Source organism: Aeromonas enterica (assembly GCF_054052465.1).
On sequence record NZ_JBSTYL010000007.1, the window covers coordinates 125,091 to 139,640 of the forward strand.

Annotated in this window: 12 protein-coding genes; 6 read left to right on the top strand and 6 right to left on the bottom strand. The window is 58.4% G+C overall.

Features of this window, described 5'->3' with window-relative positions; translation table 11 throughout:
• Positions 1–6: 6 nt before the first annotated feature.
• Both ACW5XD_RS10135 and ACW5XD_RS10140 read right to left on the bottom strand, forming a co-directional pair.
• A complete protein-coding gene (locus ACW5XD_RS10135) occupies positions 7–1,572 on the bottom strand; it encodes an EAL domain-containing protein (RefSeq protein ID WP_456494793.1) in 1,566 nt (521 codons plus the stop codon).
• A 199-nt stretch (positions 1,573–1,771) separates the two neighbouring features.
• Complete coding sequence (locus tag ACW5XD_RS10140) at positions 1,772–2,626, bottom strand: Tim44 domain-containing protein (protein ID WP_042867014.1); 855 nt, start codon at positions 2,624–2,626, stop codon at positions 1,772–1,774.
• A gap of 441 nt (positions 2,627–3,067) precedes the next feature.
• Between ACW5XD_RS10140 and dnaB the strand changes: the two genes are divergently transcribed.
• On the top strand, positions 3,068–4,462 hold the full coding sequence (gene dnaB, locus ACW5XD_RS10145) for a replicative DNA helicase (RefSeq protein ID WP_042034999.1): 1,395 nt from the start codon (positions 3,068–3,070) through the stop codon (positions 4,460–4,462).
• 251 nt (positions 4,463–4,713) lie between these two features.
• Positions 4,714–5,787 (top strand): alanine racemase, encoded by a 1,074-nt coding sequence (alr, locus tag ACW5XD_RS10150; protein ID WP_456494794.1) that lies wholly within the window; start codon positions 4,714–4,716, stop codon positions 5,785–5,787.
• 177 nt (positions 5,788–5,964) lie between these two features.
• Here alr and ACW5XD_RS10155 read toward each other — a convergent pair whose 3' ends face one another.
• From ACW5XD_RS10155 to ACW5XD_RS10165, 3 genes are all read right to left on the bottom strand, one after another.
• Positions 5,965–6,213 carry a YfhL family 4Fe-4S dicluster ferredoxin gene (locus ACW5XD_RS10155; protein ID WP_021140912.1) on the bottom strand — a complete coding sequence of 83 codons (249 nt, stop codon included), beginning with the start codon at positions 6,211–6,213 and terminating at the stop codon, positions 5,965–5,967.
• 1 nt (position 6,214) lies between these two features.
• The gene (gene trhP / locus ACW5XD_RS10160) at positions 6,215–7,576 is read right to left on the bottom strand and encodes a prephenate-dependent tRNA uridine(34) hydroxylase TrhP (protein WP_005311829.1); all 1,362 of its coding nucleotides are present in this window, start codon (positions 7,574–7,576) and stop codon (positions 6,215–6,217) included.
• Between the two features lie 239 nt (positions 7,577–7,815).
• On the bottom strand, positions 7,816–8,553 hold the full coding sequence (locus ACW5XD_RS10165) for an EAL domain-containing protein (RefSeq protein WP_456494795.1): 738 nt from the start codon (positions 8,551–8,553) through the stop codon (positions 7,816–7,818).
• A 238-nt stretch (positions 8,554–8,791) separates the two neighbouring features.
• Between ACW5XD_RS10165 and ACW5XD_RS10170 the strand changes: the two genes are divergently transcribed.
• The 4 genes from ACW5XD_RS10170 to ACW5XD_RS10185 all read left to right on the top strand — a co-directional run bounded on the left by ACW5XD_RS10170 (position 8,792) and on the right by ACW5XD_RS10185 (position 13,774).
• A complete protein-coding gene (locus ACW5XD_RS10170; protein ID WP_456494796.1) occupies positions 8,792–9,514 on the top strand; it encodes a hypothetical protein in 723 nt (240 codons plus the stop codon).
• A 30-nt stretch (positions 9,515–9,544) separates the two neighbouring features.
• A complete protein-coding gene (locus tag ACW5XD_RS10175; RefSeq protein ID WP_456494797.1) occupies positions 9,545–10,036 on the top strand; it encodes a CS1 type fimbrial major subunit in 492 nt (163 codons plus the stop codon).
• 68 nt (positions 10,037–10,104) lie between these two features.
• A complete protein-coding gene (locus ACW5XD_RS10180) occupies positions 10,105–12,546 on the top strand; it encodes a CS1-pili formation C-terminal domain-containing protein (RefSeq protein ID WP_456494798.1) in 2,442 nt (813 codons plus the stop codon).
• 22 nt (positions 12,547–12,568) lie between these two features.
• A complete protein-coding gene (locus ACW5XD_RS10185) occupies positions 12,569–13,774 on the top strand; it encodes a hypothetical protein (protein ID WP_456494799.1) in 1,206 nt (401 codons plus the stop codon).
• 29 nt (positions 13,775–13,803) lie between these two features.
• On the opposite strand, the gene ACW5XD_RS10190 is transcribed toward ACW5XD_RS10185, so the two are convergent.
• The gene (locus ACW5XD_RS10190; protein WP_456494800.1) at positions 13,804–14,442 is read right to left on the bottom strand and encodes a response regulator; all 639 of its coding nucleotides are present in this window, start codon (positions 14,440–14,442) and stop codon (positions 13,804–13,806) included.
• Positions 14,443–14,550 lie beyond the last annotated feature (108 nt).

The following is a 14,550-nucleotide window of genomic DNA, read 5'->3' on the forward strand; positions in this document are numbered from 1 at the left end:
AGGGGATCAGGCATTTCCGGGCCGAGCCGCCGGCTCTGTGGTGACGGCGGGCAGCAGTCGAAGAAACTGCGCCGGGGTGAGCGGGCGGCCATAGAGATAGCCCTGCAGGTAGTTGACGTTGCGTTCGGTCAGGAAGTCCGCCTGTTCCTGGGTCTCGACCCCTTCGGCTATGGTCTCCAGCCCCAGTCGGGTAGCCAGGTTGATGGTGCTGTCAAGAATATGACGGGAGAGGGCATTGGTGCCTATCATGGCGACGAAGCTCTGATCGATCTTGAGATAATCGACGTGAAACTGCTGCAGATAAGTGAGGCTGGAGTGGCCGGTGCCAAAGTCGTCCAGCCCTATCTTGACCCCCATCTGCCGCAGCTCGTCAAACAGCTGGTCAGTCAGCTCGCAGGGGGGGATCAGTTCCCGCTCGGTCAGCTCCAGCACCAGCGTGACCGGATTGCCGGCGAAGGCGGCGAGGAAAGCGCGGCAGTCATCGATCAGGCTCAGATCCCGGCAGTGCTGGGCGCAGATGTTGAAGCCGAAGTGAAAGCGGGTAGGTAGCAGCGCCGCGTGGGGTGCGAACTGCAGGCGCACCTGCTGCATCAGCGTCTGGGTCATCAGGATGATGAGGCCGCTCTCCTCTGCCAGCGGGATGAAGAGATCAGGCCGGATCAGCCCCTGGCGGTGGTGCTGCCAGCGCATCAACACCTCGCAGCCATGGAGCTGGCCACTCTTGCTGAAGACGATGGGTTGCAGGTAGGGGACGAACTCCTGCTTGATGATGGCGCGTTTGAGCTCCAGAGTCGGGGTCGAGATATGGCTCCACCAGCGGTAGGTGGCAAGGCCCGCTAATCCTCCAAGGGCCAAGATGAAGAGAATGATGGTCCCCTGTTTTTGCAGCGTCAGGGCCAGCACGGCATGCAAGGGGAATCCCTGGTTGAGGCTGTAGTCGAATGCGGCCGAGCTGAGTCGATAGTTGAATCCCCGCAACCTTGGGGGCTGGCCGTCATGGACCTTGCCCTGGATGTCGAGCCACTGTTCGCCGATCTGCACCCAGCTATGGGCTCCGGCGAGCTGCCACTGCAAGGGCTTGCTCAGGTGATAAGGGTTGATGGCGACCATCACGGCACGATCTCCCTCGCGCAGGTGATAAAACAGCAGCGAGGGTTTGTTCCCTAGCTGGGTGACGGCCTCGAGTCGGAGTTGCTCGTGCTGGCTGGCTGGCTGTCGGTCTTTCAGGTTGATTTCGTCGAAAATGGAGGAGCAGTAGAGGCGACCATCGCGGGAGAGGTTGACCGAACGCACATAGGGGGAGGTGGCAACCAGCACCCGCAGCTCGCGGGCCACCTCGGCACAGGGACGGCTTGCCAGTGGCAGTGCCGCTTTGGCCGCCTGACTTGAGTGATAGAGCGCGCCGTCAATCTGCACCATGGCACGCTCGGCGGCATTCTGGGCCTGCTGGCGAGTCTGAGACCAGGTCTGCCAGTAGAGGGTGGCGAGGGAGATGAGGATCAACGAGACGCAGCACAGCAGGCTGGCCAGCAGACGAGGCATGTTGCTGCGACGCAGAAAAGAGAGAGTCATGGACCACGCCTCGGTGAACGGAAATTGAACAAAAAAAGGTCGGCCATACTACACAATCAGACACCATTCTCATAGCCACCACAGGGGTGTCAATGGCAGGGGAAGTCCAGGGGAGGAAGGCGGAGAGGGGAAATGGGGACTCAAAAATAACAGAGGCGGCCCAGGGCCGCCTCTGTTGTCATCGCAGACAAGGGAGTGCTTACAGCTGCTCGATGCCGACTATGTGCCAAGGCGCATTGTCCTTGGCCAGGTTGCGTTCGAGGTGCCACACCTCCTTGATGTCCTCCTCGACCTGCTCCTGGCGATCCATGTAGCGACCGCTGAAGCGCACGCTGACCTGGGCCCAGTCGCTGCCGTAGTCGGCACGCACCAGCTGGGTATCCACATACATGACTTCAGTATGCTGCTCACCGGTCAGCTCGGCACGTTCGGCTTTGAGCTGCTCGAACAGCTCGGGGCTCACGTACTCGCGTACCTTTTCCAGATCGTTTTTATTCCAGGATTCTTGCAGGGTGCGGTAGTGATCGCGGGCACCTGACAGGAAACCGTTCATGTCAAAACCTGGCGGCAGACGGAAGGGCACGTCGCTGTCGGCAAAGCCGGTCGCTTGCGGCGCACTGTTGCTCTGCTCGAACTGCTGGGGGGCGGCCGATGGCGGCTGATAGCCGGCATAGGCTGCCTGTGGCTGGGGCGAGGCAGCCTTGCTCCTGCGCATGGCACGGAACAGGAAGACGGCGCCCAGCGCCAGGGCGGCGATCAGCAGCATGTCCATGCCTTGCAGACCTTCGAAGGCACCGCTACCCAGCAGGTAGGCGAACAGACCACCGGCCAGCAGGCCGCCGAGCAGACCGCCCATCATGCCACCCTTCTTCGGTGCGGCCTGAGCCCCGACCGCCGGGTTCTTGGTGTCGACGGGCTTGGCCGCCGGTTGGGCCGGAGCCGTCTTGTAGCTCTTGCCAAAGGATTTACCGCCGCCAAACTTCTTGGCTTCGGCAATGGGTGCCCCCAGGCCAATGGCCAGGATCACGGCAAACAGGGTCAGCATCTTTTTCATTTTGACTCTTTTCACTCTCATCAGTGGGTGGGGCATGCTCTGCTTTGGCAAGCTCAGCGAGGCGCATGGCAGGCTGCCTGTCCCTCGTTGTATTGCAGCTTGCGACTATGATTAACATGGTTGGCATGAATTATTCATGAACAGATTGTCCCGATCGGGGGCATCAGAGGAGACGCGCAATGAAAAGTCGACGACCGAGCCGCAAGGAGCGCAAACTGCGCAACAAGGCGAGAGCCAAGTCCCATGACCAGACTCTGGTCTGGCCCTTCATAATGGTGTGAGGCCGGGGTGAGCCCCTGGCACAGTTCATCGGCAGCGGTGCCAACCACCATCAGGAGGCGGGTTGCACCAGACAGACGTGAATAGCGTGCATTAGCACTCGCGATGGCGGGGTTTCTTTTGTAAAATTCCCGTCCCCTTCCCGCTGCGGTTTTTATGTGTATGGCAGAGCAAGTGACGGCGAAAAAAGACGCCAAGACACAACAGCTGAAAGTCCCTCCCCACTCTTTTGAGGCCGAACAGTCCGTACTGGGCGGCCTGATGCTGGATAACGACGCCTGGGACAGGGTCGCCGAACGGGTGATCGACAAGGATTTCTACAGCCGTCCGCACCGGCTGATCTTCCAGGCCATGACCCGCCTCTCCAATGTGGGCAACCCCATCGATCTCATCACGCTGCAGGAGGAGCTGGAACGCTCGGAGCAGCTGGAAGAGTCCGGTGGCTTCGCCTATCTGGTGGAGATCGCCAAGAACACCCCGAGTGCCGCCAACATCAATGCCTACGCCGAAATCGTGCGTGAGCGGGCGGTGGTGCGGGAGATGATCTCGGTCGCCAACGAGATAGTCGAAGCAGGCTACGAGCCGCAGGGACGCACCTCGGGCGATCTGCTCGATCTGGCCGAGAGCAAGGTGTTCCAGATCGCCGAGCAGCGCACCAGTGCCAACGAGGGGCCCCAGCCCCTCAAGCTGATCCTCGAGCAGACCGTCGACAAGATTGAAGAGCTGTTCAAGACCCCCCACAACGGGGTGACCGGGGTCTCCAGCGGTTATGGCGATCTCGACAAGATGACCGCCGGTTTGCAGCGTTCGGACTTGATCATCGTGGCGGCCCGTCCCTCCATGGGCAAGACCACCTTTGCCATGAACCTGTGCGAGCACGCGGCCCTCACCGCCGAGAAGCCGGTGCTCATCTTCTCGCTGGAGATGCCCTCCGAGCAGATCATCATGCGTATGCTCGCCTCGGTCGGTCGTATCGACCAGACCAAGGTGCGAACCGGTCAGCTCGACGACGAGGATTGGGCACGGCTCTCCTCCACCATGGGGCTGCTGCTCGAGAAGGGCAAGATGTACATAGATGACGCCTCCGGCCTCACCCCGACCGACGTGCGCTCCCGCGCGCGCCGCATCGCCCGTGAGCATGGCGGGCTGTCGATGATCATGATCGACTACCTGCAGCTGATGCGGGTGCCCGCGCTCTCCGACAACCGGACCCTGGAGATAGGTGAAATTTCCCGCTCCCTCAAGGCGCTGGCAAAAGAGCTGCAGTGCCCCGTGGTGGCGCTCTCCCAGCTGAACCGAAGCCTGGAGCAGCGCGCCGACAAGCGCCCGGTCAACTCGGATCTGCGGGAATCGGGCTCCATCGAGCAGGACGCGGATTTGATCATGTTCATCTACCGCGACGAGGTGTATCACGATGACAGCCCCGACAAGGGGATTGCCGAGATCATCATCGGCAAGCAGCGTAACGGCCCCATCGGTCGCGTGCGCCTCACCTTCCAGGGGCAGTTCTCGCGCTTTGACAACTACGCGGGTCCGGCGTTTGATGACGACTACTAAGCCGGGAGATGGCTCGCCACCCCTGGTTCCAAAAACAATGCTCTCGGTTCGATAATTACGCCGGTCCGGCGTTTGACGATGACTACTAAGCCGGGGGATGGCTCCTGTGCGGATGCCACCCCGGGTTCCTGAAACAGTTTTCCCGGTTCGACAATTATGCCGGTCCGGCCTTAGACGATGACAATTAAGGGCTGACACCATACGGTGCCTGACGCATACACGCGCCATCATGCCCTCGTAAGGGAAAACAGATGAAAGCGGCAATTGCCCAAATCAATACAGTGGCCCTGCGCCACAACCTCGCCGTGGTCAAACGGCACGCCCCCGATTGCAAGATCATCGCCGTGGTCAAGGCCAACGCCTATGGCCATGGCCTGCTGCCGGTCGCCCGCACCCTGGTGGATGCCGACGCCTATGCGGTGGCCCGCATCGAAGAGGCGTTGATGTTGCGCTCCTGCGCCGTGGTCAAGCCCATCGTGCTGCTGGAAGGCTTCTTCAGCGCGGCCGACCTGCCGGTGCTGGCGGCCAACAACCTGCAGACCGCGGTGCACACCTGGGAGCAGCTTGACGCGCTGGAGCAGGCGGATCTGCCTGCGCCTGTGGTGGCCTGGCTCAAGCTCGATACCGGTATGCACCGGCTCGGGGTACGCGCCGATGAGATGCCCGCTTTTATTGCGCGTCTCGCCAAGTGCAAGAACGTGGTGCAACCGTTCAACATCATGACCCACTTCAGCCGCTCCGATGAGCTCGAACAAGCCACCACCCGTGAGCAGATCGACTTGTTCAGTCGCCTCACGGCGCCGCTTCTGGGCGAGCGGGCCATGGCCAACTCGGCGGGGATCCTGGCCTGGCCCGATTCCCACTGCGACTGGGTGCGCCCCGGCGTCATTCTTTATGGCGTATCCCCCTTTCCCAATACGGTGGCGGCCGATTACGACTTGCAGCCGGTGATGACTCTCAAGACCCAGCTCATCGCGGTGCGGGATCACAAGGCGGGCGAGCCGGTGGGCTATGGCGCCAACTGGGTGTCGGACCGGGATACCCGGCTCGGCGTCATCGCCATCGGTTACGGTGATGGCTACCCGCGCATGGCGCCCAACGGCACCTCAGTGCTGGTCAATGGCCGCATAGTGCCGCTGGTGGGCCGTGTCTCCATGGACATGACCACGGTGGATCTGGGGCCGGACGCCACCGACAAGGCCGGCGACGAAGCCGTGCTCTGGGGTGAGGGGCTGCCGGTGGAGCGGGTCGCTGACGAGATTGGCACCATCCCCTACGAGCTCATCACCAAGCTCACCTCCCGGGTCTTTATGGAATACGTCTAGACTCGGCCAGTACCAAACGTAAAAAAGCCCCGCATGCGGGGCTTTTTTACGACTGTCTGCAGGAGTTACTGCCGGTGCATCCTGACAAACTTCTCCAGCAACTACTCTTCGGTCTCCACGTGGGCGGGATCCCAGATGATGCAATCGATGGGGCAGACGCTGATGCTGGCGCTGGCGCTACTGCCGGTGCATCCTGACAAACTTCTCCAGTAACTGCTCTTCGGTCTCCACGTGGGCGGGATCCCAGATGATGCAATCGATGGGGCAGACGCTGATGCAGGTCGGCTTCTCATAGTGACCGACGCACTCGGTGCAGCGACTGGGATCTATCTCGTAGATCTCCTCTCCCAGGCTGATGGCCTGGTTCGGACACTCGGGATCGCACATGTCGCAGTTGATGCACTTGTCGGTGATGAGCAGGGACATATCAGGCCGCCGAGTGCGGCTGACGGGTGTCCTGGCGATCGCCGAGGTTGCGCAGCAGTATGCCGTAGTTGATGTCGATCTCTTTGGGGACAGGCACATAGACCACGTGGCCGTTGCCCGGCGCGGTGTCGATGAGCTCGCCCTTGCGGTTCTGCATCTGCTCCAGATTGAAGCTGACGTTGCCCTGCGGCGTCATCAGCTCCAGGCTGTTGCCCACCAGGAACTTGTTCTTCACTTCCACTTCCACCATGTCGCCCTGGCGGCCGGTGATCTCGCCGACGAACTGCTGGGTGTCGGAAACAGAGTAGCCGTAATCGTAGTTCTGGTACTCGCTGTGGTTGTGACGGCGCAGGAAGCCCTCGGTGTAGCCACGGTGGGCCAGATTTTCGAGGGTGCCCATCAGGGTCGGGTCGAACGGACGACCGGCGACCGCATCGTCGATGGCCTTGCGATAGACCTGGGCGGTGCGGGCGCAGTAGTAGAAGGACTTGGTGCGGCCTTCGATTTTCAGCGAATGCACGCCCATCTTGGTCAGGCGTTCGACGTGCTCGACGGCGCGCAGGTCCTTGGAGTTCATGATGTAGGTGCCGTGCTCGTCCTCGAACGCCGTCATGTACTCGCCGGGACGGTTGGACTCTTCCAGCAGCACCAGCGCATCGCTCGGCTTGCCGAGGCCCAGCGTGTTGTCCGGACGCACGGCGATGGGCTCCTGACGGTGGACTATCTGGCCCACGTCATCTTCCTTGCCCTCGTGCACCTTGTACTCCCAGCGGCAGGAGTTGGTGCAGGTGCCTTGGTTGGGGTCGCGCTTGTTGATGTAACCGGAGAGCAGGCAGCGGCCCGAGTAGGCCATGCACAGCGCCCCGTGGACGAAGACTTCCAGCTCCATCTCCGGCACCTGCATGCGGATCTCTTCGATCTCGTCGAGCGACAGTTCGCGGGAGAGGATGGCGCGGGTCAGGCCCATCTGATGCCAGAACTTCACCGTGGCCCAGTTGACCGCGTTGGCCTGCACCGAGAGGTGGATCGGCATATCCGGGAAAGCTTCACGCATCATCATGATGAGACCGGGGTCGGACATGATCAGCGCATCCGGCTTCATCTCCACCACCGGACGCATGTCGCGGATGAAGGTCTTGAGCTTGGAGTTGTGGGGCTGGATGTTGGCCACCACGTAAAACTGTTTGCCGAGGGCATGGGCTTCGTTGATGCCGAGCTGCAGATTCTCGTGATCGAATTCGTTGTTGCGCACCCGCAGGCTGTAGCGCGGCTGGCCCGCATAGACGGCGTCGGCGCCATAGGCATAGGCGTAACGCATATTCTTGAGGGTCCCGGCGGGGGAGAGCAATTCTGGTCTGAACATGTTGGACTCTTAGTATCTGATTGCAAATCAGGACGGCGCCACCTGATGGCGCCGGATTGGTTGAGCCGTGGTGCGAGACGGCGCTCGCGTCACAACTACCCGATGGCGTACATCATTGTGCAGGATCACAGGGGATGCACCTGATATACGGGGTGCGAGATTGTACTCGCCCCCACGCCATCATGCAATTTGGCAGGCAATGGTTGCCGGTGCGAGCGGCGATGAATGCCTGGGTCCGATCAGGCCCAGCGGGAGAGGGGGGAGGGCATGGCGTAGGCATAGCCCTGCTGGTAGTCGCAGCCGAGCCGGTTGGCTATCTCGATATGCTGCAGTGTTTCTACCCCTTCACACACCACCTTCATGCCGAGCCGCTGCAGGTATTCCACCAGACCGGTCAGCATCTTGAAGGCGTGGGGCGTGCGCGCCGCCTGCAGCAGCAGGGAACGATCCAGCTTGATGATCTCGTAGGGCAGCGCCATCACCCGCTGGAAGTTGCACTCCTGGGTGCCGAAGTCGTCACAGGCAATATGCGCGCCGTGGCTGCGCAATACCTCGATCAGCGCCCTGTGCTCGCTGTGCAGCGGGGCGTGTTCCAGCACCTCGAACCAGATTTCGATACCCACCTTGCGGGCCTGGATCAGCACCAGCAGCAACAGGTTCTGATAGGTCGGGCTGCACAGCGTCGGGTTGAGGTTGATGGAGAGCAGGCAGGGGCCGCCCTTCGCCAGGGTTGGCAGATCACGCATGATGGCTCTGAGCATGACGATGTCCAGATGCAGGGATTCATCCCGCCCGAGGGAAAGAAAGTCGATGCCCTGATAACGCTGCTGGGCAGGATCCCAGCGCCGGGCCAGAACCTCATAGCCTTTGACCTGATGGTCGCGGCCTATGATCGGCTGGTAAAAGGGCATGGCCATCTCGGCTACCGCCCCGGTTGCCATGTCACTCGTCGGATACTCTTCTTTGAACGCAAACATGGCACTTACCTGATGGACATACATGGCTGCGCATAATACCGGATGAACAGCGGGAAACCCTGTAGGAATCGTCTGATAATGCGAGTGAATTTGCCAACTCAATATAGGACTATTCTGATTAACTTCCCCTCTGGCTATAAATAGACTGGCTCCAGTGATATGCAGCCAGTTTGTATTTTGTTAATCAACAACTTTGATAAGACAAACCACGGCATGTAAAAACCAGTCTGGAATCGTCATGAAGAAAATATATCTTATCTTGTCGCTAATATTCAGCGGCAACGCGCTGGCATCGGCCGAAATCAGCATAGGCACGCTTTATGACTATATGTCTGGCCAGCAGAGCACCTATTTGAAGCGCATTCGTAATCAGGGTGACGCCACCGCCTTCGTCAAGGTTGCCATTCACGAGATCACCTATGATGCGGCGGGCCAGCCGCAGGAGTCGGCAGAGCTGACCGAGGGGCGCCGGGCGCTGATTGCCAGCCCGTCCCGCATGATTATTCCGGCCAACGGGGTGCAGGCGACCCGGCTGTTGTTTATGGGAGAACGGGACAAGGAGCGCTATTTCAGGGTCCGTTTTATTCCCGTGTTGCCAAAGCAGGAAGATGGATTCGATCTGGATGCCAATACGGTGCAGGAAAATAAGCAGCAAGTCTCGGCCGGGGTAAATATATTGACCGGATTTGGTGCCATTATTTTTGTGATGCCAAATGAGATCCGGTTTGATACCAAGTTGATAAAGACAGACACCATGACGACAGTTGTGAATAAAGGCAATGCCACCATAGTGCTGGATTTTTTTGAGGAGTGCGATGGGCGGAAGAAAAACTGTTCCACCCCAAGCAAAATTCATCTGTTGCCCAATATGCAGAAGCAACTGATGAAAAAGAGCGATCACCTTTATCGGTTTGAACTGATCGAGGGTGACAAGAGCAGAAACATGGTGATTGGTCACTGATGTTTCTTATATCCGAGAGAGGAGAGTGTGATGAAAGTATGGATAGCTGCGCCTCTGGCAATGCTGGTGTCGGCCCATCTGATGGCTGCCGAACGTATTGAGCATCAGGTCACTGTGACCGCCCAGATCCCGACCGAGGCTTTCTATGTGCAGCCGACCGGCGGGGACAGCTGGATGAGCACGCCGCAGAAGCTGGCTTACAACCCTTATACCAAGAAGCTGGACAAGCTGAGCAAGCAGCTGGACGCCAAGAGCACTATAGGCGCGATTAAAGGTTATCTGACCAACCCTGCCGTGATGGCCAGTGGCAATGACAACATCGCCCTGACCGTCAAGATTGGCGGCGTTACCTTGGGCACTACCTCGGCGGAAGTGATGAAGACCGATGATGCCAAGACCGGCAAGTTGCTCGGGCTGGAAGTGATCCCGGCGGATGCCCCAGTCACCGGCTACAAGCCTGGCAACTACCAGGGGGTGGTGAACATGATATTTGAATCGGAAGCCCCCCAAGGCGGCGTATAAGCCGATTGATGGAGGCTCCCTGCATCGGGGGAGCCTTTTTGTCTGCGCTTAGAAGAGTGGGATAGGTCGTGCCGTATTTCTCTTTCCTGTTGATCCTGGTTGTGTTGTGCGTACCTGCCTGGGCCACGGGGGGGCGTGTTGCACAACCCCTTGATCTGCTGCAACAAGCAGAAGAGTTGCCTGATGGCTTTGCCGATCACTTCTTCGGCGTCCCGCTGGCGGTGCGTATCCTGGTGGATGGGCAGCTGTTGGGGGAGGGCGAGATAGTGCTGGGCAAAGACACCAGCGTGCAGCTGCTGGCCCTGACTGACAGCTACGAGAGTGAGCTGGACGAGCGCGCACGCCAGCGCTGGAGCAAGGTGCTGGCGGCATCCCATCAGTTGGGCCCATGTCAGAACCAGTGTGCCGACGAAGTGCTGGCACTGGAGTACAGCCTGGAGAACTCCCAGTTGTCGGTGCTGACGGCCGGTGCCGAGAAGGGGCAACGGCTGACCCGTTACCACAGCTTGCCCAGCGGGGGCAGCTATGGCGCTCTGTTGCGTCACCAGTTGAACCTGACCCAGGGGGAAGGGGAGCAGCGCAGCGGCCGATACAACCTGATGGCGCAGGGCAGCGTAGGTCAGTGGACCCCGCTGCTGGAGGCGGAAGTGAGCCAGTCCGGTGACGGCCAGGCAGCGCAGCATCATGTACAGCAACTCTATGGCGAGCACGAAGGGACGGGGCGCTTCTACCGGCTGGGCTACTTCTCGCCCTATGCCCAGGGGCTGGTACGCCAGCCCACTCTGCTTGGCGGCGGCACCCCGACCGTGCTGGGGGTCATGCTGGGGGATTCGGACACCCTGCTGGTGGAGCAGAGCCAGGCCAGTACGACGCCGCTCTATGTCACCCCGAGTCGGCCCGGCATGGTCGAGATCTATCGGGATGGGCAGCTTATCAACTCGCAGCAGGTGATCTCCGGCTTGCAGGCGCTGGATACCAAGGTACTGCCCGCCGGTATCTATGAAGTGGAGTTGCGTGTGCTGGAAGATGGTCAGGTGACCGAGCGGCGCCGAGAGATGATCTACAAGCCGATGAACTGGCAAAACCCGGATGAAAGCTGGCGCTTCAACCTGTTTGTGGGCCAGCAGACCCGCTTGTTCAGCAACTGGGAAGAAGAGTCCGCCCAGCCCCTGAGCAGCGGCGTCATGCTCAACTATCTACTCACCCCTTCGGTGATAGTCGGGGCATCCAGCCAGTATATCGACCAGCGCTGGCAGCACGGTCTCTCGGCTGACTGGAGTCTGGATAACCAGTGGCGGCTATTTGGCAACCTGATGGCAACCCAGGCGCTCGGCAGCGGTTTTGATCTGCAGGCCTTGTATCACTATGGCGAGGGCAGCCTGGTGCTGAGCCATCAGCAGCAGCGCCAACAGGGGCAAGCTGGCGAGGAGAGTCGCGACCTCAAACAGAGCAACCTGTCGCTGCAACAGCGGCTCGATGAGCGTCACTCCGCCAACCTCTATCTGGCCCATCAGGTGGGACGCGGATTGGGCGTCGATCTTGGCTGGCGTTACAACGGCGATCTGCTCGGTCAGACGGTGAGCTGGAACCTGACGGTGTTCGACCGGCCGGGCAGCATCAGTACCAATAATGAGAGGGACAGGGGCGGCATGCTCTCCCTGAGCATCAACCTGGGGGGAGATCGCAGCCTGCTCGCCATTGGCATCGGTAGTCGAACTTCCCGCTCCGGCGGACAGGAACGCAACGCCTCCCTCGGTTACCAGCAGTTGCTGGAGTGGGGCGCGCTGCAGAGCGTGGGGGCCAACCTGACCACCGACAGCTACGGCGTCGGTACGGCGGGTTATGCCAGGTTTCAAGGAGATCTTGTCAGCGGTGATGCCCACCTGCAGTCCTCCTCTTATAACCGGGCCCTGAGCGGCGGGCTCAACCTCGACAGCACGCTGGCGTTTGGTGATGAGGGTAGCCTGACCATGACTGGTCAGCCGCAGGGGGTCGAGGCGGGCATGATAGTGGATCTGGAGTCCGATATGCCCGAGCTGACCCTGCGAGCCGATGATGATCAGGGCGGCAACATCAGGTTGCGGCCTGGTCGCAACCTGATACCCGTCGCCGCCTATCGCAGCGGTGCCGTGCAGCTGGATCTGGCAGACCATGATGCGCCCTCGATGAGCATTCGCCCCAACGTGCTGCCCTATCACCTCAACAAGGGTGGCGTGGCCTATCACCAGGTCAGGGTGATGAAGACGGTGACAGTGATAGGCCGCCTGCTGGATGGGCAGGGAGTGCCATTGAAGGGAGCCATGGTGGTCAACCACGCGGGCCGCACCGTCAGCGAGGCCGATGGTTTCTTTGCGGTGGAGATGAGCGAGCGCAATCCCAGCTTGCAGGTGGAGTATCAGGGGGCACAGCAGTGCGATCTGGCGCTGGATACGGCCCGAGCCGAGCGCCAGCAGGCCGTGTTGTTACTAGGCGATCTGGTTTGCAGTGCCCAGGCCTGGGCCAGCCAATAAGTGCTTAAAGCAGGAAGAGATAATGAGAGCCGGTGTGATGCATTATGGTTTGTGGCTAGTCGTGCTACTTGGGTTGCCCGTGCAGGCAGCGTCTATCGATGTGACTGGTGAATATAAGCCCGCGGCTTATGAGGCTGAATACGGTAAGTTTATCAATACAACCCCATGCTCGGTTGCCGAAGAGATGGCTGGGGATTTCTGGTGCAAGGGAACAGCATCCTTAGATAAGGAACAGGCTGTTGTCATTAAAACCACGATACATAGAATAGTTAAAAATAATGACAACCTGCGCGATGCCATTACCTATCAGAAGTTCACCGGAAAGAAAACGGTTGAGCTTGTCAATGAGCATGGTGATAGAAAAACACTCTCATTTATATTGACTAACATTGGTGGAAGCCACAATAACAACATTCTTGAGGCTGCTAGCGCATCAGGCAGTCAATGGCTATCCCCTGTTCGTGGTGATTGTAAATCAAGATTGAATTCATGGGCTGGCTATTATTGGTTGGAGTATTTTTTTGATATAAATAAAACCAACCAAATGACGGGGGGGATATGTTACAACAATGACTTCAAGAAAGGTTTCATTTCAGCGGAAACCTATATGCGAAGATTTTATATTGGTTACAGACTTGTGCCACCCGATCCATTGAAAATGCAAAATGGTACTTATAAAGGTACGCTGACATTATCCGTGGGCGCCAATCAGGATCTTGATTTTGGTAATGGTACTTATTCTGACTCTACATTGACGGTCAATTTTTCCCTTAAAGTTCAGCATCAGATGAAAGTCGAATTTCCGGCTGGCAGTGATAAGGTTGTATTGCAGCCGCCTGGTGGATGGCATGACTGGATTTATCGTGGAAAATCACATTCCCCTCCCTATTTAATTGCGGAGTTACCATATCGACTATGGAGTAGTTCAGACTTTAATGTCTGGCTGAACTGCCAATATGCCTTTGGTGAAGTCTGTATGCTGAACAATGCAAGGCGCGGGATGCAAGTCAGACTTGATGTGATTTATGTAAATAAATCCAAAGAAGAGATTCCCTTGAAACATGGCGTCAAGAAGCTCTTTAAAACAAGCATAGGTGGTCCATACTATATAAATGAAGCACGAAGCATCATATTTAAAGTACAGAAACCAGCCTTGACCGTGATGATGGAGCATCCGGGAAGTACTTATAAAGGCAATGTGACCCTTATTTATGATGCTGCGATTTAAGGACCATGGTGGCTTATTCTGGTCAAGGTTCAGGCCAGACCCTGTTCTTTGGCATAGTGAAACAGGGCGCTATCGCTGGTAATTCCCAGCCGCAGCATAGCGCTCTTTTTTTGGGTGCTGATGGTCTTGACGCTGCGGTGCAGGTGCTCGGCAACCTGGGTGACGGACATGCCGCTGGCCAAGAGCCGCACCACTTCGCTCTCCTTGGGGGTAAGTTGAGCCAAGCTGGTGTGGTGATCCAGGCCTGCTTCGGCCAGCAGGGTTTTCACCGAACTGCCGATATAGCTGTGCCCGGATAATACCTGGCGAATGGCCTCGGACAATTCGCTGATCACCGCTTTTTTGAGCAGGACACCGCTTACCCCCAATTGGAGCAGTGACTGCAAGATACCGGCATTATGTATTTGGGTCAGCACCAGAATAGGCAGGGTAGGATAATCCCGCCTTAACTGCTGGATCATGGCCAGCCCATCGCTGCGCTCATCCCCTGGCATGCTGAAATCGGTGATCAACAGATCGCAGCTATGTTGCTGCAATGTTTTCAAGAGTTCGGTGACTTGATGTGCCTCGGCAACAATGTCGCAACCAGGTTGATTGTGTGCAATAAGGCTGCGGATCCCGGTCAGTATGAGCGGGTGGTCGTCGGCAAGAATGATCTTGAAAGACATAGGTGAGCCCCATATAAAACAGCGAATAATATTTAAACTATCAAACATCTCATTTCTATACTACTTTGCGCACCGCATTTTTTCGAGCGTTTATATGATGTCAGATTT

Excerpts from the sequence above, each read along its gene's own strand:
- ACW5XD_RS10185 (WP_456494799.1), top strand. The coding sequence starts at position 12,569 with ATGAGAGCCGGTGTGATGCATTATGGTTTGTGGCTAGTCGTGCTACTT.
- dnaB (WP_042034999.1), top strand. The coding sequence starts at position 3,068 with ATGGCAGAGCAAGTGACGGCGAAAAAAGACGCCAAGACACAACAGCTG.
- ACW5XD_RS10170 (WP_456494796.1), top strand. The coding sequence starts at position 8,792 with ATGAAGAAAATATATCTTATCTTGTCGCTAATATTCAGCGGCAACGCG.
- trhP (WP_005311829.1), bottom strand. The coding sequence starts at position 7,576 with ATGTTCAGACCAGAATTGCTCTCCCCCGCCGGGACCCTCAAGAATATG.
- ACW5XD_RS10135 (WP_456494793.1), bottom strand. The coding sequence starts at position 1,572 with ATGACTCTCTCTTTTCTGCGTCGCAGCAACATGCCTCGTCTGCTGGCC.
- ACW5XD_RS10175 (WP_456494797.1), top strand. The coding sequence starts at position 9,545 with ATGAAAGTATGGATAGCTGCGCCTCTGGCAATGCTGGTGTCGGCCCAT.
- ACW5XD_RS10140 (WP_042867014.1), bottom strand. The coding sequence starts at position 2,626 with ATGAAAAAGATGCTGACCCTGTTTGCCGTGATCCTGGCCATTGGCCTG.
- ACW5XD_RS10165 (WP_456494795.1), bottom strand. The coding sequence starts at position 8,553 with ATGTTTGCGTTCAAAGAAGAGTATCCGACGAGTGACATGGCAACCGGG.
- alr (WP_456494794.1), top strand. The coding sequence starts at position 4,714 with ATGAAAGCGGCAATTGCCCAAATCAATACAGTGGCCCTGCGCCACAAC.
- ACW5XD_RS10190 (WP_456494800.1), bottom strand. The coding sequence starts at position 14,442 with ATGTCTTTCAAGATCATTCTTGCCGACGACCACCCGCTCATACTGACC.
- ACW5XD_RS10155 (WP_021140912.1), bottom strand. The coding sequence starts at position 6,213 with ATGTCCCTGCTCATCACCGACAAGTGCATCAACTGCGACATGTGCGAT.